The following is a 25,143-nucleotide window of genomic DNA, read 5'->3' on the forward strand; positions in this document are numbered from 1 at the left end:
GATGAAAATATCACGTGCGCGCAGGGGAAATGTGAGCTCGAACACCGACGAAAAGCAGAAGCGGCCTCGCGGGCGGCCGAAGAGCATCGATCTAGACCAGCGGCAGGCCGACATAATAGAGGCAGGCACCGATGTCTTTATCGAGCTCGGCTATGCCAATACAACCGTCGACATCATCGCGGCGAAATGCGGCATCTCCAAGCGGACATTCTACGACTTCTACGAAGCCAAGGGCGATCTTCTTTCCGCTGCCATCAAGGCGAAGATAGGCTCTGTTTTCTACTTCCCCGAAGCCACGGACGGGATCGCTCTCGACGAGCTTTTCGGCCGTGTGTTCTTCGTCGGTGAAAACGAAGCGCCGAGCCCGGCGAACATGCGCCAGTATTTCCTGATCGAAGTCGCCTGGGAAGCCACCGAATACGTGCCGCAGCTGCGGCTCGATTTCGACATGGCCCGGGCCGAGCTTGCCAGCTGGCTGCGCCTGTTGACGGAGAAGGGGCTAATCGTTGCCATCGACGCGGATGCGGCGGCGACGATGCTGATCGGCATCGTCTTCGGCAGCCTCAGCATCGACCGCGGCGGCGCAGATCCCGATGTCCGCGCCAAGCGCACCAAGGCCTATCTGCGCTCCAGCCTGAAGATCTTCGCCAACGGACTTCGGCCTTAACGGCGGCGCTCAGGCGCGTCACTTTAGTCAATACCCATCACATAAAAACGAGAAGAGCCCGGTGGGAACCCGGGCTCTCCTTTCGAAACCGATTTGGAGGTCAATCTTAATCGGCTTATAGCGTGTGATTAGAAGTCGCGCTGCAGGCGGAAGAAGCCTTCAACCCAATCAGCCGAACCACCTGCATTGCCGTAGTTTTCGTTGACGTAGGTCGCAGAAACGCGGGTCGAGAGGTTGTCGACGATCTTGTAGTCCATGGTTGCACCAGCGCGCCACATGTGGCCGGTATCCCAGTTGCCGTCAACATCCGGAACGATGTTGGAGGTGTACTGGACTTCAGGCGTGATGGTCAGCTTGTCGGTTGCCTTGATCTGGTATTCAGCAACGAAGGTCCATTCACCCGTCTGGTCGTAGTTGTTGGTGAAGGTTTCGGAGTTCAGACCAGAAGACCAGACGACAGCGCCTTCGAGGGTGCCGGGGCCAATGTCAGCCGACATACGAGCGGTGACTGCGCCTTCTTCTTCACGCTGGCTGTAGCCACCGTAAACCTGCCAAGTGAACGCACCGAACTTGCCACCAACCGAGGCGTCGATGCCGAGGCTGTTGTTGTCAAGCTGCGAAACCGTCGGAGCCAGACCAAAATCGGCATAGGCGTCGCGGCCGGAAATGCCACCGAGTTCTTCAAGAGCAACACCAGCGTAGAAGTCGCCAGCGTCGTAGGTGTAACGAACAGCATTGAAGTTGGTGTTGTTCGACATCTTGTCGGATTCACCGGTGAAGTCGTTGTCCCACCAGCTTGCGAACTTACCAGCGCGGAAGCCGCCGAGCTCCAGGTAGGCTTCGTCGATGATGGTGCTGTTGCCTTCGCTGCCGAGCGTCGTGGCCGCACCGCCGGTGAGGCCACCAGCCGGGATCGTTGCGCCGTTAGCGTTGGCCTGGAGGGCGATGCGGCCCGTCAGGGTGCCGTATTCGGTGTCGCTCTTGGAGTCGAACGAGAGTTCAGCGCGGGTGTGATCACCCCAGTCCTGGCCACCGTTGTTGTCGTATGCGTCGCCGAAGCCGAAGCCGGCGTCGAAACGGACGTAACCAGCGATCTTGAGGCAGGTTTCCGTGCCCGGGATGTAGAAGTAGCCGGTGCCGTAGGCGTCGCAAACCTTGACGTATTCTACTGCTTCCGGTTCGGCGGCGACGATAGCGTCGGCAGCCTGTGCACCGGATACTACTGCGAGTGCAGCAGCGGAGCCGAGAAGGAGGCTCTTGATGTTCATTTTCTGTCTCCGTTCCAGAGGCCAACCCCAAGGTTGGCTCTTGCTTAGCGCGATGGATGCGGTCCCCTGAAATTTCAGTCCGCCATGCGTTTCCGAACGTTTGCTTCGGTCACGGGCTGGATATGAACAGGAGGCCCCGGAGTCGTCAATTATTTAATAAACGTATTCGTACCAAAATTATCCCGGAAGTTTTTCTCGTGGCATTTTTACCACATTTCGGCGGTCCGGGGCGGTTCTGCTGTGCATAACCAGGCTGGCACGTTAAGAAATAATTAATAAAAGCAAGGCGCTAGAGCAGAGGCTCGGATGAAGGAAATTGGGCCTGAGAATGGCGATCCCGTGGCGGAGCAACGCTTTCAACCGGCCGCGCCTGTGGCGGCCGGTTTGACGATCATCAGGCGTCGTGACGGCGGCAGCCGCGGACGAAAAGCTGGATGCAGCTCTTCAGATAGCCTGTGAGAGAAGCCCTGTCGGGCAAGCCCTCACCTGCGCTCATGCGCGATGCAAAGCCGCCGAACATCATCGAGACGAGCATTGTCGCGGCATGATCGGCATCATCGACCTGCAGCACCTGGCGCACGTCCTGGAAGGACAGCCAGTCGGCAAGATTGGACATCGTCATCTGCGCATCATTGCCCTGCTGACCGCCGCCGAGGCGCGGACCGGAGGGATAGAGCGCGGCGATGCAAGTCGTGATTCGCCGTTCGGTCTCCGCCGAATCGTTGAGATCGAGATGGAAGATCGACATCAGCACGTCTTCCGGCGAACGCGGTTCGTCGAGCGGACGCGGCAGCGCGAGCAGCTGCTTGGGAGAGGCGACGCGCGATGTGCTCCACTGCAGGCCGTCTTTCGCATATTTCTTCGTTCTGGAGTTGAGCGAACGGGTGATCGCCGCAAAACGGGAAATTTCCGAATAGGTGATCTCGAAATTGAGATCGTTGACGCCGCGATGGACACGGAAGGTCTGGCCGCCGCCGAGATGGAACTCGGATGCGCCGGTTTTGGACGTGACGGGATACACCGCCGCGAAATGATCATGGAGGGCTTTGTAAAGCCGCGGATTTTCGAGATCATTGATAGAGGCGGTGGAGCGATACATGGCGCGGTCGGAGCCGTCCAGTTCGCCCATCCCGCCATAGGAAGGTTCGCGCAACATTTGTTTGATCCTGGCGGGGGAAGGCGCCGTCCCGTTCAAGGAGGGCGCGGGGATGCCCGCGGCGTGGCGACGAGAGAAAGATACCATCCGACTGGTATCTTTCAGATGCGAGAAAGTGACAATTTAATCACAGTCCGTTGCTCCTGACTGGCCCCCCGGTCGCACTTGATGAATAGCACCAAGCGAGCCGAGTATTTGTATCATATTTTTGTGAGCATTATAAATTCGTTGCTAATATAGCGGCCAGCGAAACACGAGGCGTGAGCTGGCCTTCCGCCTGTTTTCCTATGTTTACAGCGGCTTAAACCGCCTTCTGCCCTCAGCTGCCAGTAATTTTCCAGGCGAAATCTGCGACAATCTGTCATTATTTGCGGAACGCATACGTACCAAACCGCACGCCCAACGTTTCCAAAAGCGTGTTTTGAGCGGCTTTATGCAATCAAAAGGGGATTTTTGACTCGACGCTAAATCGCGCCGATTTCCTTCAGCTTCTTCAGCACCGCCGCGTTGGGCTCGCCATCTTCCGGCAGGTTATAGTGCTTCTGGAAGTGGCGGATGGCGGCGCGGGTCTGTTCGCCAGCAACGCCGTCGACGCCGACATTGGCATAGGCCATGTTGGCCAGGCCCTTCTGGATCTTCAAGACCAGATCGACGCTGGAGAGTTCGCCAGGCGTCACCTGCTTGGGGGCCGCGGGCGCCGTCTTAACCTGTTTCTCGGCGCTGCGGATAGCCGCTGCCACCGGGTCCTCGGCGGATGCGGCGGAACTGACATCCGCACGCGGCTTCTCTGTGGGCACCATGGAAGGACCTGCCGAATCGGTCTGCAGTGCCGCCAGAACCTCCGGCGTCGCCTCGCCGTTCTGCGGCATGCCGACGGTCTCTTCGAAGAACAGGATGGCAGCGCTGGTGCGCGGGCCGATGACGCCATCCGCAGTGCCGTTGTAGAGGCCGCGGCGGATCAGCTGCTGCTGGATATCCATGACCAGCTGAACCGGCTGCTGGCCACCGGTTGCGGCCGGCGGCAGCGCATTGGTAGTCGCACCCTCATCGCCGGGCCGTTCGATCTTGAAGGTCGTGACGTCGTTTGGATGCGGCTCCTCGACCGAGGGTCGGCCGATGGAGAATGGCGAGGAGAGATCACGGGTGCGGAAGAACGGATGCGGATGCGTGCCCGGCTGATACCAGAGCGCATTGGCCGCAACGAAGGAGAAGATGACGACGAAGGCGGCGGTTCCGCCGGCGATCGATGGATTGCGCGCAACGACGCCGCCGAGCATCGATGCGCCCGTCATGCCGACGCCGCCCAAGGCGGCTGCCCCCGTCAGAAGCAGGCCCGGCTGCTGCCGGCCCCTCTTCCCCTTAGGCGATTTTCGCTTGCGCGCGGCCATCGAACAGCCCCTCTTCCAATCCGGCAACGGATGCCGCAGTCGTCTTCAGGCGTGGCGGAAATTCGACGGCCGCATCCCGCGCCGCATCCGCGGCCGGGGCGCCGGAACCATCCGCCGCGATCGATATGGTGATGATGGTGCCCTCGCCCGGCGCGCTGGCAATGGCGAAGTGGCCGCCATGCAGCGCCACAAGCCCCTTGACCAGCGACAGGCCGAGGCCGGTGCCTTCATATTGACGGGTATAATCGTTTTGGATCTGCACGAAGGGCTGGCCGAGCGTCGCCAGCCGGTCGGCGGGAATGCCGATGCCGGTGTCGCTGACGCTGAGCTGCAGCACGCCTGCGCGCACCGAGGCGTCTACGGTAACAGCCCCGCCCTGTTCGGTGAACTTCACGGCATTGCCGACGAGATTGATCAGGATCTGCTGGATGGCGCGCTGGTCGGCCACGACCTCGTCGAGATCGCGCTGGATGCGGCTGGTCAGCGACACGCCCTTGGTCTTTGCCTGCAGCGTCAGCATCGCCTCGCACGACTTGATCGAAGCGCCGATATCGAAGGGCTCGAGCATCAGCTCGTAGCGCCCGGCTTCGATCTTGCTCATGTCGAGCATGGTGTTGACCACCGACAGAAGATGGGCGCCGGAATCGCGCACCAAGCCGACATATTCGCGCTGGCGATCGTTTTCGAACTTGCCGAAATATTCGCCGAGCAGAATGTCGGAGAAGCCGAGAATGGCGTTCAGCGGGGTGCGCAGCTCATGGCTGACGGCAGCCAGGAAGCGCGACTTGGCATCGTTGGCCGATTCGGCATCGGCGGCACGGCTCTGGGCATCCAGGCGCAGCTGCTGCTCGACCGAGACGTCGCGAAGCTGGGCGACCACGGCAGCAAGCGCGCCTTCGCCGTCGCGCCGCGCGGTCATGTCCATCCGGAGATAGGCGAACTGGCGAAGATCACGCGAGACGCCCGGGCGGTCCAGCCTCAGGTCGACGCTGACGGCATCATCGCCCTGGCGCAGCTGATCGAGCGCCTGCAGGAAGAGGATGCGGTCGGAGACATGCACCTGCTCGATGAAGCCGCGGCCCTTGGGCTCGCGCATCCAGGCGAGATACTCGCTGATATCGCGGCCACCGGCCGAGGTGACGTTGCCCTGCGGATCGAGGAACAGGATCAGGCCCGCACTGTTTTGCAGGAAGAAGTCTTCGGCTGTCTCCGGGATAACGGTGGTTGCCACTTGCGTCTGGCGCGACAGCGCGATGCTGCCGACAGCCGAGAACAGGAAGGCGGCGCAGACGGTCGCCACACCTGCGGGCAGCGCCACGGCGGGGCTGGTTATAAAGGAGAGGCCGGCCGGGGCTGCAATCAGCGCGCCCGACGACAGGAAGACGAGGCGGCGGAGAATGGCAAGCTCGCGTTCGGCAACGGCCTCGCCGCTCCCCGTGCGGGAAAGCCAGCTTGCCGCTGCCCGGTCCACGAGGGCTGCCGCCCGGTTGCCGATGTCACTCAATACTCGCACGCAATACCCGCCCGAAAAGGCTCTTTAACAGACCCGGACAATAGGCCCTGGGCGCTTAAAGAAAGGATAAGGCAAAACCCGCCTCCACAGCCAGAAAGCGGCAAAAGTCCCGTTTTGAGCCATTGCGGCGGGCCTTTGGTTTTCGTGGTTAACAGGGGGTAAGCGATGGAATTCGCTCGCATTTCAGCTTTGTGTTAACTTTTGCGGCGAGGCCATCGTTGAGAATCCCTGCAATTACAGGCGGTAGGCCATGCCATGCTTAATGCCGATGGCTACAATTTGACTGAAATACGGTACGTCGGCCTTTATTTAAAATTCGAATTAAATTTGCCGCAAATGCCGCGGAGTTTCGAAAAGTGGCATTCGCACTTCCGCGCTAGGGTGAAAGCACACCGGAAACGGACCCTGATTCGGCAACAAGACCGGACGGGAAAACAGGATGGGCAACGACAATGAGACTACTGATCAAAGGAAGCTTCTGGTTCGGACTTGTGCTGGTGCTGCTGCCGCTTTTCAGCTCGGAAAGCTCGACGCGCCTCGCCAATGACCCCCAGGTTCAATTTTCCGACGCCTTCACCGCCGTCAGCGGCGCCTATGACTATATAACCGGCATGTGCGGCGAGAAGCCGGAAGTTTGCAGCAAGGGCGGCGAAACGCTGACCGCGCTCGGCTACAGAGCCCGCGAGGGCGCCCGTGTCGCCTACCAGCTGATCGACAGCCAGCTTTCCGGCGACGAGAAGGACAAGCCGTCCGCCAAGATCGCCGAAGCAGCAGGCGCCGTCGCCGCACCGCTCGCCAACCTCACCCCGGTTGCAGCGCTCGCTCCTTCCGCAAAGGACGAGAAGACCGCCGCACTGAACCAGCCGATGCCTTACCGCCCGCCGGTCGATGATGCGAGCGCCTCCGACACCGTCGTCACCGGAACCGTTCCGTCCGTCATCCCGACGCCGAAACCGCGCCCGGTCTCCTGAAATTCCGCGGGACGCCTCCCGCCCCAAAACTTGCACCGGCCTTCCCCCTCAGGGAATTCCCGCCGTGCCTGACGTGCCTGCCCTGTTTATTTCAGCAGTTTGCTGTACGCCGTGAGGATGCCCATCCTTCACGGCGTTTTCTTTTTTAACGGTTCAAAAAGAGCTGCACTTCCCCTATATGCAGGGCATCACTGAAAGGCCCCGCTCCCATGGCATCGCTTGACGAAATCATCGACGACTTCTCCTTCCTCGACGACTGGGAAGACCGCTACCGCTATGTGATCGAGCTCGGCAAGGCGCTGCCCGATCTTGCGGACGAGAAGAAGACATCCGCCAACAAGGTGATGGGCTGCGCCAGCCAGGTGTGGCTGGTGACGCATACCGATGGCAACCCCGACAATCCGGTGATGACCTTCGAGGGCGATTCCGACGCCCATATCGTCCGCGGCCTCGTCGCCATCGTGCTTGCCACCTATTTCGGCAAGACCGCCTCCGAGATCGCCGCACTCGATGCCTTCGAAACCTTCGCCAAGATCGGCCTCGTCGAAAACCTTTCGGCGCAGCGCTCCAACGGGTTGCGCTCGATGGTCAATCGCATCCGCGAAGAGGCACGCGTTCGCGCGGCGGCCTGAAGGCAACGCAGCGGCCGGTTAGCGGAAGGCCGACATGATCAAACGATCGAACATACGGTCCGGCAGCCAGCGGCGCAGGAACAGCAACGGCTTGGCCAGCATGCCGCCGGCATAGCGCGTGCGCGGCCGGGCTGCGCCGACCGCCTTGCTGAGCAGCGCGGTGATGACCGATGGCGGCGGCGCCTTGCGCATTCTCGACTGACCGCGAACGAAGGCCTGGACGAGCTTTCCATAGGGACCGGACCCTGAGATGCGGGATGCCTCGCCGGTGGCGATATCACTCCATTCGGTTTCGATGCCACCCGGCTGGATGACGATGACGTCGATGCCGAAGCCGCGCACCTCGTTGCGCAGCACGTCGGACCAGCCTTCGAGCGCGAATTTCGATGCGTGATACCAGCCGCCGAGCGGGGTGGTGAGCTTGCCGCCGATCGAGGAAATATTGACGATGCGGCCGAACTTGCGGGCGCGCATATGCGGCAAGCAGAGCTGGGTCAGCCGAGCAAGCCCGAAGAGGTTCACCTCCATCTGCCGCCGGGCGAGATCGATCGGCACGTCCTCAATGGCGCCATACTGGCCGTAGCCCGCGCAATTGACGAGCACATCGATGCGACCCTGCTCGCTGATGATCTGCTCGACACCTGATTGCATCGACGCGTCATCGGTGACGTCCATGGCAATCGCCAGACCGCCCCTGGCGACGATATCCTGCATGCGCTCCAGGCGGCGCGCCGCCGCATAGACCACATAGCCTTCCGCCAGCAGGCGCATGGCGAAATCCTTTCCCATGCCGGATGAAGCCCCGGTGACGAGGGCGACGGGCTTCTGCGATGCGGGCATTCTGAACCTCGGACTTATCGGTTGAAACGAAACTGCTTCCTTCGTAATCTATCGGGAAACCCCACAGTCAAGCGGTTTAAAAAATGCTCATTGGCGAACTCGCCCGCATCTCCGGCATGTCGAAGGACGGGATCCGGCACTATGAAGAGATCGGCCTGATCCGGTCGACCGAGCGGCGCGCGGGAAGCCGCGTCTACCGGGACTATGACGCGAGTGCCATCCAGAGGATCGAGCACGTTCGCCAGGCGCAGCAGCTTGGCCTTTCGCTGAAGGAAATCGGGCCGATCCTCGATACTTACGGGCAGCGCGAAGTCACCGCCGCGGAGACCGTGAGTTTTCTCGAAGAACGCCTCGATATCGTCAGGGGCAAGCTCGCCGAGCTGCGGAAGATAGAGGATTTCATTCTGCAGAAACTCGATCGGTACCGCTCGTCAGAGACGAAATCGTAGCGCTCGCTGCACTTCTTCAGCCGTCGATCAATTGGCGCAGATGCGTCCCGCGCTCCCTGAGCCTTCCGGCATCGCGGGCGGGCGGAGCGCCGAACTGGCGGGCATATTCGCGGCTGAACTGGGTGGCGCTTTCATAGCCCACCGAAAAGGCCACGCGTGCCGTGTCGCCAGGGTCGGCCAGCAGGCGGCGGCGGGCCTCGTGCAGCCGCAGCTTCTTCTGATACTGGATCGGGCTCATCGCCGTCACATCCTTGAAATGCTTGTGGAACACCGACGGGCTCATGCCGGCGATGCAGGCGAGCGTTTCGATGGTGATGGGCTGATCGAAATTGTCGCGGATATGGCTGATGGCGCGGCGGATCTGGCCGAGACGGCTGTCGCTGCGGGCCAGCTGGCGCAGCATCGGTCCATGCGGGCCGAGCAGCACGCGGTAGATGATCTCGCGCTCCAGCATCGGCGCCATGATCGCGATATCCGAGGGCGTGTCGAGCAGCTTGATCAGCCGCAGCCAGGCATCGGCAAGATCGGGCGTCACGGGGCTGATGCCGAAACCCGGGCCATCGGCCATAGGCGGCAGGCCCGGCATGTCCATGATGATTTCGGCGACAACAGGGATATCGAGCGTCAGGGCGACGGCGAGATAGGGTGTATCGGGGCGTGCCTCGACGATCTGGCAGGCGCCGGGAACCTCGATGCTGGCGACGAAATAGCTGGCACGATCGTAATGCAGCCGCCTGTCGCCGATCAGCGCACATTTCGCGCCCTGCAGAACGAGGCAGAGCATCGGCTCATAGATGCCGGGTGTCATGCCCGTCAGCGCCGCATCCTTGGTGATCGTCACCCGCGGGACAGCGGTTTGCGTGCGCTGCCCCTGAGCATGTCTCAGCGCCCGATCGCGCAATTCATCCATCGCTTCCATCATGGACATATGGTGGCATGGCCGCCGAACGCAAGACAAGAGAGCGGCGCTTTGCGGACAGCAGGTCAGGAGGATTAGGCAAGAAGCCGGGATTTTGCGGCTCACGCTGCGATCGTGATCGGCACGATGTCTAAGGCTCCACAAACGGAGTGAGACATGACCAGGATCAAGACTGCAGTTGTTACCGGCGCCAACAAGGGCATCGGCTTCGAAATTGCCCGGCGGCTGGCATCGGAAGGCTATCGCGTCTGGCTGGGTGCCCGCGACCAGAGCCGTGGCGAAGCGACCGCTGCCCGGCTGAAAGCTGAAGGGTTCGACGCGCACTGGCTCGAGCTCGACGTCACCGATGATAGCAGCGTGGCGGCCGCCGCAAAGGCGCTTGCGGGACAGACCGGCACGCTCGATGCCCTCGTCAACAATGCCGGGATCGCCGACGGTTTCGGCATCTCGCCGCTTGAGGAGCCGATCGGCATCACCAAGAGCGTCTACGAGGTGAACGTCTTCGGGCCGATCCGTGTGACACAGGCCTTCCTGCCGCTGCTGAAGGCGTCGGGTGCGGGACGGATCGTGATGATGAGCAGCGAGCTCGGCTCGATCCAGTCGCTGCTCGACCCCGACAACGAGTTCTACGCCGTCAACGCGCTCGGCTACAACAGCTCGAAATCGGCTCTCAACGCCGCCACCGTCTCTTTTGCCAAGGCCGCCGAACCCTTCGGCATCAAGATCAACGCCGCCGACCCCGGTTATACGGCGACCGAGATGAACGGCAATAGCGGCTACCGGACGGTGGAAGAAGCAGCCGAAGTGGCGGTGAAGCTGGCGACGCTTGGCGAAGACGGACCGACGGCGGGTTACTTCAACCACAATGGCGTGCTGCCCTGGTGATCCGCGGGCGCTGTGACGCCCTCACAAGCTGGAGAGCGGCCCCGGGCAACCCGGGCCGCGACCAGCCATTAAGAAAATTTTAGCAAATTCGAAAATAAAAAACTTTTCGATTATCTTTGGTGATACGGTGGTTCCGTTAGAATAATATTTTTAATAGGAGCAAATGATGAAATCCCTTTTTCCTGAAATGTCCAGCCGGCAGATCGCCATCTTCATGATCGAAACATCAGTCCTGCTCGCGGGACTGGCAGTCGTTCTGATCGTTACTGTGCCTATGATGTGAACGCGATGGCCGATAACGGCTACGTTTAAGGCAACGGTTAGGCGGGCTACCTGACAGGCGCAGCCCGCCCCTCACGCACTCATCGCCCGCTCATCCGCATACCCCTGCACCACCTCAACCATCCTCACCGCACTCCGCGTCCGGTTCCTCCCGGCGCTCTTGGCTTCATAGAGCAGCTTGTCGGCCCGTTCATAGAGGGCCGCGAAATCCTCGTCGCTGAGGAGATCGGCCATACCCATGCTGGCGGTCACCGGCCGTTCGAGGCCGGCGACCGTGTGGGCGACGATGGCGGGGATGGCCTGGCGGCGGAGTTCGGCCTGGGTCCCGGCGTCCTCGCCGCGCAGCAGCAGCACGAATTCCTCGCCGCCGAGGCGGTAGGCGCGGACGCTTGGGCCGGGCTGGAGGGCATTGGCGACGGCCTTCAGCACCTCGTCGCCGGTGCTGTGGCCGTTGACGTCGTTGATCGCCTTGAAATGATCGAGGTCGATGATGGCGAGCGTCGTGAAGCCTTCGGCGCGAAGCTGCTCGAAACGCAGCTCGATCGCCCTTCGGTTCAGCAAGCCCGTCAACGCGTCAGTTTCGGATAGACGTTCCAGCAATTCGGCTTCGTTGCGGGCGCGGTCACGCTCACGCTTCATGGTGACGAAGCGCTCGGCCACGCCGAGCGTGGTGAAGACGACCTCACAGACGCAGCCGGCATAGAAGAGCAGTGTCGCATCGGTGCTCGGCAGCCAGGGAACGATGCCGGTCACCAGCCGGATCAAGCCAACCACAACCATCGGCAGGTAGCCGATCGCCTGGTAGCGCGCGGCGCGGCTGCCGCGGCGCCAGGCATCGATCATCGACAGCATGAAGAGAGCAAGGACGGGGGCAAAAGCCGCCGTGTAGGCGCTCGACTGGATGGGGCGGGCGACGAAGGGGAAGACCGCGTGAAAGACGCTGAGGAGGATCGCCCAGGCGGCGCACCAGGGCAGCGCGCGGCGCAGCCACGGATGCATCCGGCCGGGCTCGACGAAGCTGTGAGTGAACATCGCGCCGGATGCGACCGTCATGCCGAAGATCACCGTCGTCATCCAGCTCAGCGTCATCGCCGGCGGATCGAACAGCAGGACCGATAGCCCCGATGTGACGAGAATGGTCGCCAGCAGCGAGAACGTGAGCGCTGTATGCCAGAGAACGAAGGTTTCGCGCAGCGCCCGGTAGAAGGCGGCGTTGAAGATCAGCGGCATGACGAGCATGCCGGCAAGCCCGGCGAGGATCAGCGCGAAGCGCATGTCACTGACGCCACCGGCGCCATCCGCCGGGGCGAGATAGGCGCGCTCCAGCGTCATCTTGTGGCTCGGCAGGTCGATGACCGCGACGACCTGCCTGGTCTCTCCAGTCAGCTCAGGCAGGGGCGCCTTGAAATAGCCGCCGGCCATCGAACTCTGCAGCGCGGCGGCGGCAATGGTGTTTTCCCTGATCGCGCCATCGCTGTTGATAGCAAGCAGATGCACAGCCTCGAGCGCGCTGCGCCTGGAGAGGAAATAACGGGGCAACGTCTCGCCGGGGGCAATGTCGAAGCGCAGCAGCACGCGCTCGGCATCGAGGGAGTATTCTTTGGTGCCGCAGGACCAGCGCGCCTCTTTCCTGACAATGGTGGCCAAGTCTTCCGAAAGCGTGGCGTAGGCCTGGCAGGAACTGCGAATCCCTAGGGACTCCGCTTCGCCGGCCGATGCGGCGCCAACGGGCAGCAGCATCACCAGGAGCAGAGCGGCCACCGAAAATATGTTTCGAAGTCCACTCGAGATCATGACGTTCCGATACGGCAAAAAGCTTTTGATGCCGTTAATCGCGCATGGCCAGTCCCCGCCATCGGCCCGCTCCGGCAGCCATCCTGGCAGCGGCAAATGGCCTCGCCGGGATCGCAGAACAATGTCACAATCCTGTTCGATTTGATGTTTAGAGGCGCAGGAAATCGGCACAGAGGATCGTCGGATGGCAGAAGAAAAGCCCCTGGATTTCGCAGGCGGGATCGTGGATTTCGATGCCGGGCACGGCGAGGCCGCCACTGTCGAGATGAAGGATTACAGCGACAGCCTGGCCCAGGCCAAGGCGAAGTCCGTGCGCCTGGTCGATGCGATCACCGGCGCTGCTCTGAAGAAGAAGGACGCCATCCACTTCGATGACCTGCGCCCGTCTCTGGCCGATTTCATGCGGCAGAAGCATCCGGGCCTGCGCTCGGACGACTATATCAACCGCAAGGTCGTGGACGACTATCGCGGCCAGTATATCGCCGAGCTCCTGCGCGACGAGCGCGGCGAGCTTTCCAATCTCGAGGACGAGGTGGTGGAGAGCCTGCGGAGCCACGACACGCTGGCCGAAAACATCGAAGAAGACTACGAGGAGCGCCGCTCGATCGGCGATCGCGTCGCCGATGTCGTCGCCACCTTCGGCGGCAGCTGGACCTTCATCATTTCCTTCTGCTTCTTCCTTGCCGTCTGGATGGGCATCAACTTCCTGATGGGCGAGCAGCGGGCCTTCGACGCCTATCCCTTCATTCTCCTCAACCTCATCCTCTCGACCATCGCCGCGCTGCAGGCGCCGATCATCATGATGAGCCAGCGCCGCCAGGAATCGAAGGACCGGCTGCGGGCGCTCAACGACTACAAGGTCAATCTCAAGGCCGAACTCGAAATCCGCCACCTGCACGAAAAGGTCGATCACCTCCTGAACCGGCAATGGGAGCGGCTGACCGAGATCCAGCAGATCCAGATCGAGATGATGCTGGAACAGGCCAAGGCCGCCAACCGGGCGCTGAAGATGAGCAGGGTGCAGAAGACAAAGACCAACGCGCTGAAGAACCTGTTCAGCGCATCGCCGAAGGCGGATGAGGCGGACGGCTGATAACAAATACCCGGTCAGCTCTCGCAGGCGCCCATTTAGAAAAATGCAATGCGGCTGTGCCAGATTGGGCAGACGAAAGACTGACAGGCAGATGACAGGCGCCCTCCCCGCGCGTCATCTGAGAGGTGACAGGGTGTTTACGCAGCAGCAATTGACGTCGTTCACCATATTAACGAAATCGTCCATCAGCGCGCCGACGCGATAATGATCAGGCGGCTGATACACTCCTACATGGACTGGGCATGGACGGTACTCGCCAGCGTTCGTGTGCAAGCAAGTTATGGCTTGAAAATTCAGCGCCTTGATGACGTGCTGAGACAGAAACGGCCGTCCAATCTCAAGTGATGATTCGACTATCGACTTGAGAAAGTCATATTGGCGATTGCCATTCGCAATCGCCAGCTTTTGGTAGACTAGATTATTTTCCGTACCCGTCAGTTCAAACAGGATCACTTATGCGCTCTTCCGACCTTCGATATCTGCCAGCGCCTTCGTGACCTGTGCGCGTGTAACGGTGCTCGAGTCTGAAAGCGAGCCCATGATAAACGACACGCGTTGCTTGTAAAGCTCTTCTGCCGTAAGCTTGCGGGTGGCTGCTGCACGCAGATTTTTGAGAAGAGCTTCGTCGGTTTTAAGGTCTGTCATAGCCTTGCTCCTCATGTTGTTGCCGCATCATAAGCGTATGATTCTCAACAACCTTCGTCTTTTTATTGACGATAACCTAAGTCGAAGGTTGGACATAGTCAACTACGGGACGAGCCTGAAAGTTCCGAATGCTTACCTAGGCGTAAGCGCCCATTGAAACTTTCCCCAGCCTTGTCAACACGTTAACCATTCGCGGTAAATGATGGGTTAATTTCTATTTAATCATTCTGGCTGGAGTGAGGCTGTACGCAACATTCCGTGCAGCCCGCCGCCTTGCTTCGGGGCTAAAGCGCGCGACGGGAGGGCGACCCGGAAAGCCCCGGCACTGAAACCCCACGCCAACCGTCACCTTACCGCCTGCGTCCGCGCCGTCAGCTTGTTCCCATCCGGATCGCGCAGATACGCCACGAACGCCCCGTTCGGGCGCTCCGAGGGCGGGGTCTCGATCGCCGCGCCGCCATGCGTGCTGCCGGCGGCATGCCATGCCAGAACGTGGTCCCGGCTCGCGGCGATGATACCGATCGTCCCGCCATTGGCCGCGGTCGCCGGCTTGCCGTCGATCGGTGTGGTGATCATCAGCCGGCCGCCCTCATGGGCATAGATCAGCCGTCCCCGCGCATCCATCTCGCCGGGCTTGCCGCCCAAGGCCGCGAAGGTGGCGTCATAGAAGCGTCTGGACCGCTCCAGGTCGTTGCTGCCGATCATGATGTGGGTGAACATGCTTCATCTCCAATAAGCTGGGCCGTTCCAGGTTAAACCAACAGCAGACATGGGCCAGCCGGAAAGCGGGATCAAGGCCGGAATCGTTCTCGAATTGCCGCGTCAAATGCTGCATGCCGCCGAGTGCGCGCCGCGTCTCGGGAGGAGGCGGCCGCCACCGCCTACAACGCCGAAACCCTGTTCCGCCCCGAGCGCTTCGACAGATACAACCCCTCATCGGCGCGCTTCAATATATCGCTGGCCGAGCGGTCCGGCAGGCCGAATTCGGCCACGCCGCCGCTGATCGTCGATTCGTAGCACAGGCTCTCCCGGAGGGTGGCGGGAACGCGTTCGCGCAGCCGCTCGGCGATCTCCAGCGCGTCGGTCTGGCGGGTGCCGGGCATCACCACCACGAATTCGTCGCCGCCGAAGCGGGCGATCATGTCGTCCTGGCGCAGATGCTGGCGGCAGAGGCGGGCGATCTCGATCAGCGCCGTGTCGCCGGCGTGGTGGCCCATCTCGTCGTTGAGCCTCTTGAAATTGTCGAGGTCGAAGACCAGCACCGAGGTCTGGGATTTCTCGCGCTCGAAGACCGTCAGCCGCTGATCGAGCGTCTCGATCAGCTTGCGCCGGTTGTAGAGCCCGGTCAGCGCGTCGGTTTCGCTGAGCTGGCGCAGCTGCTGCTGCACCTCGTTCTTGCCGGTGATATTGCTCGCCACCCAGACGACGGCATCCTCGCCCTCCACCTGAAAGGGCAGCGCCTGGACGCGGCCCTCGAACCAGATCGAATGGCCGGGGCCATCGCCGGCACCCTTCACATCGGCGCCGCTGAGTTCGTATTCGACGATATGCAGCGCGCCGCTTGCAAGCGCCCGCTCGATCTCGGCGGCAAACCAGCGGGCCTTTTCCTCTTTCAGCACGTCATACATGGTGAGCCCGACAAGGCCGCTGCCATCGTGATAATGCCGGAGATCCTTGCCGCCGAAGATCGCAGCATAGCGGCCGCTGCGGGTGAGCCGGAACTGGGAAGCGTCAGACCCGGTTGTGCTCGCGAGCTTTGTTCTTTGGCGACTTAACCACATTCATCCGTTCATCAATGGTAACGGGCGCACCGCCCGCGCTGCGTGTTATTTCGTTCTCTGCCTAAAGCTTGGAGCATTGCTGCCTGGCGAAAAGATCTTACCGGAACTTCTTACGGAAAACCGAGATCGTTACGTTGCCGCATTGCAAGCTGTTGACGCGTCTTTGCCGAACATGGATCTGACCCCGCTTCATGCGCTTTTGTCAGAGCTTCTGGATATACAAGTCGCCCCGCCGGGTGGCGCGGAAAAGCCAGAAGAAGCTTAACCTCATTTGCCGCCCCATAACTGCCCCAACCCCCTCAGTCCCGATAGCCCGACCCCTCGCGATCCAGCACCCGCCGCACACTCTCCAGATGCATCCGAGCGCTCTCCGGGTCGCCCTCGCGCATCTGCCGTGCCGCAGCCGCCGCCACCTCGGGCGCGACCGGCAGCAGGCGGCGGCCGGTGCTCATGGCTTTGAGCTGCACTTCGGCGGCGCGTTCGAGGTAGTAGAGATCGTCCCAGGCCTCGGCGATATTGGGGGCGCAGACCATGACGCCGTGGTTTTTCATGAACAGGATGTCGTTGCCGCCGAGGACGGCGGCGATGCGGTCGCCTTCGCGTTCGTCGAGCGCCAGGCCGTTGTAATTCTCGTCGACGGCGACGCGGCCGTAGAATTTCAGGGCGGTCTGGCCGGCGAAGATCAGCGGCTCGCCTTCGACCATGCTGAGTGCGGTGGCATTCGGCATATGGGTGTGGAAGGCCGCACCGACGCGGGGCGACATCTTGTGCAGGCGGGCGTGGATGAAGAAGGCGGTTGCCTCGGGCACGCCGTCGCCAGCGACCACATTGCCCTCGAAATCGCAGATCAGCAGCGACGAAGCGGTGGCTTCCTGGAAAGCCCAGCCGAGGCGGTTGACGAGGAAGAGATCGGGATGGCCGGGGACGATGGCCGAGAAATGGTTGCAGATCCCCTCCTCCAGGCCGAGTTTTGCCGCCATCCTGAGGCAGGCGGCGAGATCGGCGCGGCCCTTCCAGATCTCCTCGCTATCGAGCGGGATGTTGCGCAGGACGGCCGGTGCGCCCTTCGAGAGATTGAGTTCGTGCGCCATGTCTACCTCCGCAATATCCGTTAGATCCAGCCGGCGGCAGCGAGCACGCCGGGCACCTTGTCGAGCGTTGGAACCACCGCGTTGGCGGCGTAATCGGCCAGCGGCTTGCGCCCCGTGCCGCGATCGACCCAGACCGTACGAAAGCCGAGTTCGCGGGCGGCGGCAAGGTCGAGATGCGGGCTGGCGCAGATATGCAACAGATCATTGATGCCGATGCCCAACTCTTTCCAGGCGTGACGGAAGATTTGCGGCGATGGCTTGTAGGCGCCGGCTTGTTCGGCGGTGATGACGCGGTCGACATGGCCGCCGAGCTGAGCGACGTTGCCCGCGATGATCGCATCATCGGTGTTGGAGATGATGGCGAGGCGGAAACCGGCTGATTTCAGCTGACCGAGCGTTTCGACGACTTCGGGAAATGGCGGCATCCTGCCGATCGAGGAGGTCAGGATCTCGGCATCGTCAGATGTAAAGCCGAGGCCGAATTCGCCCATCGCCTTTTCCAGCGCCAGGGCGCTCACGTGCTTAAACGAGCGGTGCGGGCGCTCTTCCTCCAGCGCGTGCTCATGGCGGTCATAGGTGGCGATGAAGGCCTTCTGGTCGATATCGCCGCCCTTGGCGGAGAGGATGCGATCCATCGCCGCCAGCAGCCCCTCATCCCACTGGATCAGGGTTCCGTAGCAATCGAATGTCAGCCAGCTCGGCCGGGTGCCTGGAAGCGTCATCTGCGTCATCTCCGTTGATGCGGCCAGATTGACAAAGCGCGCGGTCATTGAGAAATTAAATATAGAAATTTCTCTCAGTGAAAAATCGAATGAGATACGGATTCGACCTCGATCTTCTCAGAACCTTTGCAGCCGTTATCGATTGCGGCGGCTTCACCAAGGCGGCCGAGCGGGTGCACCTGACGCAATCAACCGTCAGCCAGCAGGTGAAGAAGCTGGAGGCCAATCTCGGCCACACGCTGCTGTTGCGCGACAAATCGACGGGCGGGGTGCAGACGACGGAGGCGGGCGAGCTGCTGCTGAGCTATGCCAGGCGGCTGCTTTCGACCGCCGACGAGGCATCCGAGGCGATGCGCAAACCGGCGGCGCCGAAGACCGTTCGTCTCGGCGTTCCCGAGGATTTTGCCGGGCGGCGGCTGATCGATCTGCTCTCCGGCTTCTCGGCGGCGTCGCCGCATATCAGGCTGGATACGGTGAGCGGCTGGAGCACGGAACTCAAGCGGCTGCTCGATGCCGGCGAGATCGACCTGGCGCTGATCAAGCGCGAGCCCGGCGATGGCGCCGCTTTGGCGAGCTGGAGCGAGGAGCTGATCTGGGTGGAAGGCGGGCAGCGAAGCGCCGGGAGCGACCCGGTGCCGCTGGCGGTCTTTCCCGTCGGCTGCATCTATCGCGACCGGGCAATCCGCGCCATCGAGCGTAGCGGACGGCGCTGGCGGATCGCCTATACCAGCCAGGGGCTGATGGGCGTGCAGGCCGCCGTCGCCTCCGGCCTCGGCATCAGTCTGCTGCCATCGGATGCAGTGCTGCCGGAACACAGGCCGCTCTCGGCCACGGACGGCTTCGAGCCGCAGCCGAATTCGGAACTGGCGCTGGTCAAGGGACGGACGCGGCTTTCGGCGGAGGCGAAATTCCTCGGCGAGTTTCTGACGGATAGTCTGGCGCCTTGATGCCCTGCTGGACTTCGCGCCGGTTGCAAACGCCTAGCCGTTCTTCCGGGGGCGTCCGCCCTTGGCGCCGTTGGCACGGCTTGCCTCTACCTTCGCCTTTGAACGGGATTGGCCGCCGCGGCGCTGCGCATCCATGAACTTCGCCGTGCCGAATATGCCGTTCATCAACCCGGCGATGGTAAAATCCACGTCCAGGCTTTCCCAATGCAGGCCGGTCTCGCCGAGAAGCTCGACATCAGACAACTGCCCGACGGTCGCATCCTCAAGGCCCTGTATTGACCGGGCAGGCACCATGAACGCAGCACCGTTGGTGAAATCCACGACGATGCGGCCAGACGCCTCATCGAAACGGACGGATGCCGGGATTGGCCTCAAGGCGCGTTCGGCCTCCCCCTTCACGGTCGCTTCGCGGTAGTGACTATCTTCGAAGACAGTTTCACCCATGGATGCTCTCCCATTTTTCGATGAACAGGCGCTTGTTCGCCTGAACAATGGCAAGGGCGACGCTCAGATCCCGCTTCTTCATTCCGCGGTTCGATATCACGGTGAGATCGAGGATATTGATGCGAGCTTCCCCATCTCCGTAGACATGGGTGTGCGCCGGTTCGTGGTCATCCGTGTAAATGACAAATCGCATGCCTGCTTCACGGAGGATGGTGACCATGCGCCAAATTAACCTAACAACTTGGGTTTTTCAAGAGCCTTGGCCGTTCGACTGAGAGCGTTTGAACGAAATGTGGAACCAATCACAGATCGATTCCACATTTGAATAGGCGGCTGGAGCGTCAGCCCGCCCCTTTGCGTTTGCTGATATCAGCCAAACTTCTCGGTCGTATCGGCCTTGCCCTTTACCCAGTAGCCCGAGGCCTTGATCCAGGCGAGCGGGTAGCCGCGCTCTTCGGTCAGATAGGCGCGGATGGCGCGGACGACGGAGGCTTCGGCGGCGACCCAGACGAGCGTCTGCGGGGCGATGTCGATGCCGCTGAGCGCCGCGATCAGTGGCGCCGCATCAGTGGCGTCAGACAGCGGGCGGTGGACCCAGCGGGTGGAAAGCGCCGCCTTCGTTTCGAAGACCTGTTGCTCTTCCGGCCCGGCGACGGCGCCGAGCACGGTGATGGCAGTGTCCTCGCCGCTTTCCTCGATGCGGCGGCCGATCGCCGGCAGCGCGGTTTCATCGCCGACCAGCAGCCAGCGCTTCACCTTGTTCGAGATGACCGCCGAGCCGCGCGGGCCGCCGATTTCGAGCGTGGTGCCGGGCTTCGCATCGATCGCCCATTGGGTGACCGGACCGGCTTCATGGAGGGCGAAATCGATCGTCAGGCTGCGGGCGGCATTGTCATAGCGGCGCGGGGTGTAATCGCGGCGTTCTTCCTCGCCGTGCTCACCCGCTACGATGACCTTGATATGGTCGTCGGGCGCCAGGCTGACGAAATCGGCGAGGTCTTCGCCTGTCAGCACGACGCGGCGCATGCCGGGCGTAATATCGGTGACGCTCTCGGCGATCAGCGAACGGCGGCGCAATTCATGCCTGACCCGCTCGATTTCGGGCGCGGCATTGGCGTTGTTTGCAGAGTTAGTGTTGTTATCCATCTTGTCCTTCTTGGGGCTCATAGAGCTCGATCCGCAGGACATGGTCGCGCAGATCGAAGCCGCAGAGCCGTTCGATCATACGCGTTGAGTGACGTTAACGCTTACGTGACCGGGCAAGCGCCCGGACATTGACGAACCGGCTTTAACCGACAGAGCCCCTCGCCGCAAGACGGACGGCGGAGCGAATATCCGATGTTACTAAGATTTAACTTTTGCAAGACGGGTAGTCCGGGCGGTGGTGTCATCCGACATGTAGGATGTCGAGGTCCGCCGGAAAAGAGGACGACCGCAAGAATTCCCGATGTTCGGGACACCCTGAAAGCGCCCTTTCCGCCCTCGCTTTGCTGCTACGAGTTCTGGCGGCAGATGGTCTCCATCTCCGGCCTGTACCCCTCCTCGCCCCAATGCTGCATCCGCGCGGCTCGCCGCGGCGGGTTGTAGTGGCGGGCGAGTGCCAGGAGGGCGGTGCGCAGCATCAGCTTGGCGGAGCGCACCGGCCATTGGCGTTCGCGCTCCACGGTTTCCAGACCCTTCATGAAGCAGCAGATATCGAGGGCGGCGCCTGACAGTTCCGGCCCGATCGCCTCAATGGCGCGGTTGACGGCGATGCGGGCGGCTATCGCGCTGGCGGCGAGATCGGCCATGCCGCCGCGCTCGCCCTTGCTGCGGCCGGAAAGCCGCGGCTGCCAGGAGGCGGTGACGCGCGGCTGCAGCTGGGCGCGGGTGAAATCGGCATGCAGGTGTTCGCCGGCGGCAAGCGCTTCGCGCGGCAGGAAGGGCTCGCCGTTCCTGTCCTTCAGGCGGGCGAGCGAGGCAAGCGGTGATTCCGCTTCGTTGACCCTGAGCGTCTCGGGCCTACCATCGATGTCGCGGGTTGCGCGGGCGATATCGCCATGCTGCTCGATGAAGGCCTCGTCGCGTTCGGCCAGCGCCCGGCGAAGATAGGCGCGCGCTGCCGGCGCCAGGCTGGCGCTGTCGCGCGCCATCGTGGCAAGGCCGCGGGAGACGGCTTCGGAAAGCAGGCCGGACGGGACCTCGTGACGGGCGCTGCCGTGATGGAGGGCGATGGTCTCTGCGCCGAAGCGCTCCAGCCGCACTTCGCCTTTCGCCAGAAACCGCAGCATTTTCAGCATCTGCCTGTCGCTGTTGGCGGGCTTCTCAGTCATGGGCTGCTCCTTCCGGAAAGCGGAAGACGGAGACGACGGTGCGCTCGATGGCGGAGACGAAGTCGTCGAAAGCCGGGTCGTCGCGGCGCTGCTCGACGATCATGCAGGCATGGGCGACGGTGGTGCGATGGCGCCCGAAGCCGCCGGCAATCTCCTGCTGCGAGAATTGCAGCGCGGTGTGGCAGGCATACATGGAAATCTGCCGGACATGGCAGAGCATGCGGCGGCGATCCCGCCGCTCCAGCATGCGGCTGCCCGCGATCATCACCATCTCGGCGGTGATCTTCTGGGCGATGCGGCAGACGATGCGCACCGGCAGCGACACCGATGGCGGACGCGGCTCGGGCGGTGGAGCCGGCGGCTCGTCGTCGATGATCGGGCGGAGAGCTGTTTCGAGGCGATTGCGCGGCAAAGGGATTTGAGTGTGCGGCATGTGAAACTCCCGGAAATAGGAATTAATTCACATACCATAAGAGAGGAATGCGCGAAACGAAAGAGCCGTGCCGCAACTTTTTCGTGCCTTCGGCTTTAACGGCGCTTAACCTGCTGAAATTGAGTGTGGATTATTTTCCTATATCGATCGTGCCGCCGCCGGCGCGGGAGATGGGCTGCCGGAGACGAGAAGCCGGATGCCGAGGCCGATGAGGACGATGCCGGTGAACCGCTCCTGCCAGGCGAGCAGTTTCGGAAAGCGGTGAAGAAAGTGGCCGACGGTTCCCGATGCCAGTGCCACACCGCCGAGCGAAAAGATGCCGACCAGTTTCTGGATCGATCCCAGAACCAGCAGCTGCAGCCAGACCGGCCCGGCATGGGGATCGACGAAGAGCGGCAGGAAGGTGAACATGAACAGCAGGGACTTCGGGTTGGTCAGGCTGTTCAGTGTTCCCTCGCGCACGGCCTTCCATCCCGACACCGGCCGGGATTTCAGCCTTGCTGCGGATTGATGCGCAAAGCTTGACCACACCATCCTGATCCCGAGATAGATCAGATAGGCCGCGCCCAGCCACTGGAGGACATGCAGCGCAGACGGATAGGCGGCCACCAGCGACGCCAGGCCGAGGACCAGCAGGCCGACCTGCACGGCCCCGGCGACAAAGACCATGCCGACGACCGTCAGCAGCGCGGTCCTCCGCCCCTGGCCGACGCCGCGGGCAATGACCAGCATCATGTCCGGCCCCGGCGTGATTTCGAGGACTGCAAGGGCGATGAGAAAGGTCAGGAAGATCGAGGCGTCGGGCATGGCTTTGAGATCGCGGAGGGAGGAAAGCTACCAATTGAAAACAAGAGGTAGCGGAAGATAGGTTGCCGTTACAACCCCGCTTCGGCCATCCAGAACTCGGCGTCGGCGCCTCCAGGGATGCGCAGCGGTGCTGCGGGATCGGTGGCGGCGCGCCAGACGGCTTCGGCGACATCGGGCGCGTGGGTGATCGGTCCTTTATCGTCCTGAACGCTTTTGACGAATTGCTGGATCAGCGGCGCATAATCCGGGTCATCGGCGCCGCGCAGATGCGGCCGGGCGTTCTGGCCGAAGCGGGTCTCCGGCGAGCGGCCCGGCAGGACGATATGCACCCGCACGCCGAACGGCTCCATTTCCACCGCCAGGGATTCGCTGAGCGCATTCACCGCCGCCTTGCTCGCCCGGTAGACGCCGATGACGGGCATTACCTTGACCGTCACAGTCGAGGTGACGTTGATGATGACGCCGGCCCGCCGTTGACGCATCTGCGGCAGCACCGCCTGGATCATCGCCAGCGTGCCGATCACGTTGGTCTGGAACAGCGACTGCGCCGTCTCGGAGTCGGTCAGTTCGATCGGCGCCGGCGCGCCGAAACCGGCATTGTTGACCAGCACGTCTATGGGACCTGCGCTCTTCACCGCTTCCGCGATGCTTGCGGGATCGGTGACGTCGAGCGGCAGGACGCGCAGGCGATCGGATGGCTGAAGCAGGCTGGCAGCGGGTGTGCGCATCGTTGCGATCACCTCCCAGCCGCGTTCCAGAAACAGTCTGGCGGTCTCCAGGCCGAAGCCGGACGAGCAACCGGTGATCAATATCGTGGGCATGTGCTTCTCCATGTGAAAAGGAATGCCGCGATGGTAGTGACCGGCGACAGGACTTGATATAGGCTGAAGTCTCCATTTCTTTAGCGTTAGTCCTGATCATGAGCATCGATCCGCTTGCCGACATCGTCACCTTGCTGCAGCCCGCAGCGCGCTTCTCGAAGCTGGTGGAATGCGCCGGCCAATGGCGTATTCGTCGCGAGGCCACCGGCGAGCCGTTCTATTGCGCCGTCCTGGACGGCGCGTGCCGCGTCACATTCGGCGACGATCAGCCGTTCATCCTGGAAGCCGGGGATTTCGTGCTGGTGCCTGCGATGCGCGATCTCGTCAACGAGAGCCTCGAGGCTTCCGCCGGTTTGCCGAATACAATCCCGGCGCAGCTCACCGACGGCCGTTTTCGCGCTGGGCGCCTCGATGGCCCTCCCGATCTGCGAATGCGGATCGGCCATTGCAGCTTCGGCGCGCCGGATGCTGCCCTGCTGGTGCCGCTGCTCCCCGAGGTGGTGATCGTGCGCGGCGAGCCGCGGCTGGCGACGCTGATGCAGCTCCTTGGCGAGGAGACGCGGGCGCGGCGCCCGGCCCGGGAACTGGTGCTGGAGCGGCTGCTCGAAGTGCTGCTGATCGAGGCCCTGCGATCCGGGACCGAGACCACCGCCGCACCCGGGCTCAGCCGCGGCCTTGCCGACGAGCGCCTGGCGGCAAGCCTGCATGCCCTGCATGCGTGCCCCGCCCATCCTTGGACGGTGGCCGATCTCGCCGCCGAAGCCGCCCTCTCCCGCTCCGCCTTCTTCGCCCGCTTCAGCCGCGTCGTCGGTCTGGCGCCGATGGAATATCTGCTCGCCTGGCGCATGGCGCTCGCCAAGCAGCTGCTGCGGCGGCGGGAGCTCACCATGGATGAGGTGGCCGAGCGCGTCGGCTATGGGTCCGCGAGCACATTCAGCGTGGCCTTCGCCCGCCATGCGGGGGTGCCGCCGGCGCGGTATGCGCGGGGTGGGTGATGTGGGAGTGGGGGCGCTTGACCTGATCGCAAGGTTTGGAGTGTGTGGCCCCCTCATCCGGCCCTATCGGGCCACCTTCTCCCCGAGGGGAGAAGGGACGTTCCCATCTGCCGTCGCTGTTCGCTGAAACCCGCACAGAGGCTGCCGCGCCCCTCCCCTTCTCCCCGAGGGGAGAGCGACTGTCTTTGGCGTCAAGCGCTTTGCCATGGTTTTGCGTCCCGGATGATAGCGTTGAGGATGGTGAGGAGCTTTCGCATGGTTGCGACGAGGGCGACGATCTTCGGCTTG

Annotated in this window: 28 protein-coding genes and 1 pseudogene; 9 read left to right on the top strand and 20 right to left on the bottom strand. The window is 62.3% G+C overall.

What is annotated here, in order from left to right; all coding sequences use genetic code 11:
• Positions 1-31: 31 nt before the first annotated feature.
• Entirely contained in the window at positions 32-667 is a 636-nt protein-coding gene (locus tag AC1DV9_RS28410) for a TetR/AcrR family transcriptional regulator (RefSeq protein WP_477951151.1), read from the top strand.
• A 128-nt stretch (positions 668-795) separates the two neighbouring features.
• Here the strand turns inward: AC1DV9_RS28410 and AC1DV9_RS28415 are convergent, their stop codons facing one another.
• From AC1DV9_RS28415 to AC1DV9_RS28430, 4 genes are all read right to left on the bottom strand, one after another.
• Positions 796-1,935: a porin gene (locus AC1DV9_RS28415; protein ID WP_477951152.1), complete on the bottom strand. Its 1,140-nt coding sequence runs from the start codon at positions 1,933-1,935 to the stop codon at positions 796-798.
• 394 nt (positions 1,936-2,329) lie between these two features.
• Positions 2,330-3,091 carry a hypothetical protein gene (locus AC1DV9_RS28420; RefSeq protein WP_477951153.1) on the bottom strand — a complete coding sequence of 254 codons (762 nt, stop codon included), beginning with the start codon at positions 3,089-3,091 and terminating at the stop codon, positions 2,330-2,332.
• Positions 3,092-3,555: 464 nt separating this feature from the next.
• The gene (locus tag AC1DV9_RS28425; RefSeq protein WP_477951155.1) at positions 3,556-4,479 is read right to left on the bottom strand and encodes a peptidoglycan-binding domain-containing protein; all 924 of its coding nucleotides are present in this window, start codon (positions 4,477-4,479) and stop codon (positions 3,556-3,558) included.
• Positions 4,451-5,992: a sensor histidine kinase gene (locus tag AC1DV9_RS28430; protein WP_477939661.1), complete on the bottom strand. Its 1,542-nt coding sequence runs from the start codon at positions 5,990-5,992 to the stop codon at positions 4,451-4,453. The genes AC1DV9_RS28425 and AC1DV9_RS28430 overlap by 29 nt, the downstream gene beginning before the upstream one ends.
• 452 nt (positions 5,993-6,444) lie before the next feature.
• On the opposite strand from AC1DV9_RS28430, the gene AC1DV9_RS28435 reads away from it, so the two are divergent.
• Both AC1DV9_RS28435 and AC1DV9_RS28440 read left to right on the top strand, forming a co-directional pair.
• The gene (locus AC1DV9_RS28435; RefSeq protein ID WP_477951157.1) at positions 6,445-6,963 is read left to right on the top strand and encodes a DUF5330 domain-containing protein; all 519 of its coding nucleotides are present in this window, start codon (positions 6,445-6,447) and stop codon (positions 6,961-6,963) included.
• Between the two features lie 209 nt (positions 6,964-7,172).
• Positions 7,173-7,595 (top strand): SufE family protein, encoded by a 423-nt coding sequence (locus AC1DV9_RS28440; RefSeq protein WP_477951159.1) that lies wholly within the window; start codon positions 7,173-7,175, stop codon positions 7,593-7,595.
• An 18-nt stretch (positions 7,596-7,613) separates the two neighbouring features.
• On the opposite strand, the gene AC1DV9_RS28445 is transcribed toward AC1DV9_RS28440, so the two are convergent.
• Complete coding sequence (locus AC1DV9_RS28445; RefSeq protein ID WP_112517197.1) at positions 7,614-8,435, bottom strand: oxidoreductase; 822 nt, start codon at positions 8,433-8,435, stop codon at positions 7,614-7,616.
• Positions 8,436-8,518: 83 nt separating this feature from the next.
• Here AC1DV9_RS28445 and AC1DV9_RS28450 point away from each other — a divergent pair, with 83 nt between their 5' ends.
• Positions 8,519-8,884 (top strand): MerR family transcriptional regulator, encoded by a 366-nt coding sequence (locus tag AC1DV9_RS28450; protein ID WP_477951161.1) that lies wholly within the window; start codon positions 8,519-8,521, stop codon positions 8,882-8,884.
• Positions 8,885-8,900: 16 nt separating this feature from the next.
• Here the strand turns inward: AC1DV9_RS28450 and AC1DV9_RS28455 are convergent, their stop codons facing one another.
• Positions 8,901-9,794 (bottom strand): AraC family transcriptional regulator, encoded by an 894-nt coding sequence (locus AC1DV9_RS28455; RefSeq protein ID WP_477951162.1) that lies wholly within the window; start codon positions 9,792-9,794, stop codon positions 8,901-8,903.
• Between the two features lie 165 nt (positions 9,795-9,959).
• Between AC1DV9_RS28455 and AC1DV9_RS28460 the strand changes: the two genes are divergently transcribed.
• Positions 9,960-10,688: an SDR family oxidoreductase gene (locus tag AC1DV9_RS28460; protein ID WP_477951164.1), complete on the top strand. Its 729-nt coding sequence runs from the start codon at positions 9,960-9,962 to the stop codon at positions 10,686-10,688.
• A 354-nt stretch (positions 10,689-11,042) separates the two neighbouring features.
• Here the strand turns inward: AC1DV9_RS28460 and AC1DV9_RS28465 are convergent, their stop codons facing one another.
• Positions 11,043-12,731: a sensor domain-containing diguanylate cyclase gene (locus AC1DV9_RS28465; RefSeq protein WP_477951166.1), complete on the bottom strand. Its 1,689-nt coding sequence runs from the start codon at positions 12,729-12,731 to the stop codon at positions 11,043-11,045.
• A gap of 217 nt (positions 12,732-12,948) precedes the next feature.
• Between AC1DV9_RS28465 and AC1DV9_RS28470 the strand changes: the two genes are divergently transcribed.
• The gene (locus tag AC1DV9_RS28470; RefSeq protein WP_310297626.1) at positions 12,949-13,857 is read left to right on the top strand and encodes a DUF1003 domain-containing protein; all 909 of its coding nucleotides are present in this window, start codon (positions 12,949-12,951) and stop codon (positions 13,855-13,857) included.
• Positions 13,858-14,310: 453 nt separating this feature from the next.
• Here the strand turns inward: AC1DV9_RS28470 and AC1DV9_RS28475 are convergent, their stop codons facing one another.
• The 3 genes from AC1DV9_RS28475 to AC1DV9_RS28485 form a co-directional block, all read right to left on the bottom strand.
• Positions 14,311-14,502, bottom strand: coding sequence for a hypothetical protein (locus AC1DV9_RS28475; RefSeq protein WP_477951167.1), 192 nt, complete (start codon positions 14,500-14,502; stop codon positions 14,311-14,313).
• A gap of 345 nt (positions 14,503-14,847) precedes the next feature.
• Positions 14,848-15,222, bottom strand: a complete 375-nt coding sequence (locus AC1DV9_RS28480) for a VOC family protein (RefSeq protein WP_477951169.1) — start codon at positions 15,220-15,222, stop codon at positions 14,848-14,850.
• A gap of 161 nt (positions 15,223-15,383) precedes the next feature.
• Positions 15,384-16,283 (bottom strand): GGDEF domain-containing protein, encoded by a 900-nt coding sequence (locus tag AC1DV9_RS28485; RefSeq protein ID WP_477951170.1) that lies wholly within the window; start codon positions 16,281-16,283, stop codon positions 15,384-15,386.
• Here AC1DV9_RS28485 and AC1DV9_RS28490 point away from each other — a divergent pair.
• Positions 16,246-16,548 carry a Fic family protein gene (locus AC1DV9_RS28490; RefSeq protein ID WP_477951172.1) on the top strand — a complete coding sequence of 101 codons (303 nt, stop codon included), beginning with the start codon at positions 16,246-16,248 and terminating at the stop codon, positions 16,546-16,548. The genes AC1DV9_RS28485 and AC1DV9_RS28490 overlap by 38 nt on opposite strands.
• A 34-nt stretch (positions 16,549-16,582) precedes the next feature.
• Here AC1DV9_RS28490 and AC1DV9_RS28495 read toward each other — a convergent pair whose 3' ends face one another.
• On the bottom strand, positions 16,583-17,374 hold the full coding sequence (locus tag AC1DV9_RS28495; RefSeq protein WP_477951174.1) for an aldolase: 792 nt from the start codon (positions 17,372-17,374) through the stop codon (positions 16,583-16,585).
• Between the two features lie 20 nt (positions 17,375-17,394).
• The gene (locus tag AC1DV9_RS28500; RefSeq protein ID WP_477951176.1) at positions 17,395-18,096 is read right to left on the bottom strand and encodes a haloacid dehalogenase type II; all 702 of its coding nucleotides are present in this window, start codon (positions 18,094-18,096) and stop codon (positions 17,395-17,397) included.
• Positions 18,097-18,185: 89 nt separating this feature from the next.
• On the opposite strand from AC1DV9_RS28500, the gene AC1DV9_RS28505 reads away from it, so the two are divergent.
• A complete protein-coding gene (locus AC1DV9_RS28505) occupies positions 18,186-19,043 on the top strand; it encodes a LysR substrate-binding domain-containing protein (protein WP_477951178.1) in 858 nt (285 codons plus the stop codon).
• Between the two features lie 33 nt (positions 19,044-19,076).
• Here the strand turns inward: AC1DV9_RS28505 and AC1DV9_RS28510 are convergent, their stop codons facing one another.
• From AC1DV9_RS28510 to AC1DV9_RS28540, 7 genes are all read right to left on the bottom strand, one after another.
• Positions 19,077-19,487 carry a DUF2442 domain-containing protein gene (locus AC1DV9_RS28510; RefSeq protein WP_477951179.1) on the bottom strand — a complete coding sequence of 137 codons (411 nt, stop codon included), beginning with the start codon at positions 19,485-19,487 and terminating at the stop codon, positions 19,077-19,079.
• Positions 19,480-19,707, bottom strand: coding sequence for a DUF4160 domain-containing protein (locus AC1DV9_RS28515; RefSeq protein WP_477951181.1), 228 nt, complete (start codon positions 19,705-19,707; stop codon positions 19,480-19,482). Before AC1DV9_RS28515 ends, AC1DV9_RS28510 begins: the two co-directional genes overlap by 8 nt.
• 149 nt (positions 19,708-19,856) lie before the next feature.
• Positions 19,857-20,633 (bottom strand): siderophore-interacting protein, encoded by a 777-nt coding sequence (locus tag AC1DV9_RS28520; protein ID WP_477951196.1) that lies wholly within the window; start codon positions 20,631-20,633, stop codon positions 19,857-19,859.
• Between the two features lie 347 nt (positions 20,634-20,980).
• Positions 20,981-21,799 carry a DUF6456 domain-containing protein gene (locus AC1DV9_RS28525; protein WP_477951183.1) on the bottom strand — a complete coding sequence of 273 codons (819 nt, stop codon included), beginning with the start codon at positions 21,797-21,799 and terminating at the stop codon, positions 20,981-20,983.
• Positions 21,792-22,232, bottom strand: a complete 441-nt coding sequence (locus AC1DV9_RS28530; RefSeq protein WP_442207989.1) for a helix-turn-helix domain-containing protein — start codon at positions 22,230-22,232, stop codon at positions 21,792-21,794. The genes AC1DV9_RS28525 and AC1DV9_RS28530 overlap by 8 nt, the downstream gene beginning before the upstream one ends.
• A gap of 138 nt (positions 22,233-22,370) precedes the next feature.
• Positions 22,371-23,039 carry a LysE family translocator gene (locus AC1DV9_RS28535; protein WP_477951185.1) on the bottom strand — a complete coding sequence of 223 codons (669 nt, stop codon included), beginning with the start codon at positions 23,037-23,039 and terminating at the stop codon, positions 22,371-22,373.
• Positions 23,040-23,107: 68 nt separating this feature from the next.
• Positions 23,108-23,860 (bottom strand): SDR family oxidoreductase, encoded by a 753-nt coding sequence (locus AC1DV9_RS28540; RefSeq protein ID WP_477951187.1) that lies wholly within the window; start codon positions 23,858-23,860, stop codon positions 23,108-23,110.
• Positions 23,861-23,958: 98 nt separating this feature from the next.
• On the opposite strand from AC1DV9_RS28540, the gene AC1DV9_RS28545 reads away from it, so the two are divergent.
• The gene (locus tag AC1DV9_RS28545) at positions 23,959-24,855 is read left to right on the top strand and encodes an AraC family transcriptional regulator (RefSeq protein WP_477951189.1); all 897 of its coding nucleotides are present in this window, start codon (positions 23,959-23,961) and stop codon (positions 24,853-24,855) included.
• A gap of 191 nt (positions 24,856-25,046) precedes the next feature.
• On the opposite strand, the pseudogene AC1DV9_RS28550 reads toward AC1DV9_RS28545, so the two are convergent.
• Positions 25,047-25,143 (bottom strand): annotated as a pseudogene (locus tag AC1DV9_RS28550) (IS110 family transposase); the annotation flags it as partial.

The organism is Rhizobium sp. 01L410 (assembly GCF_056400165.1).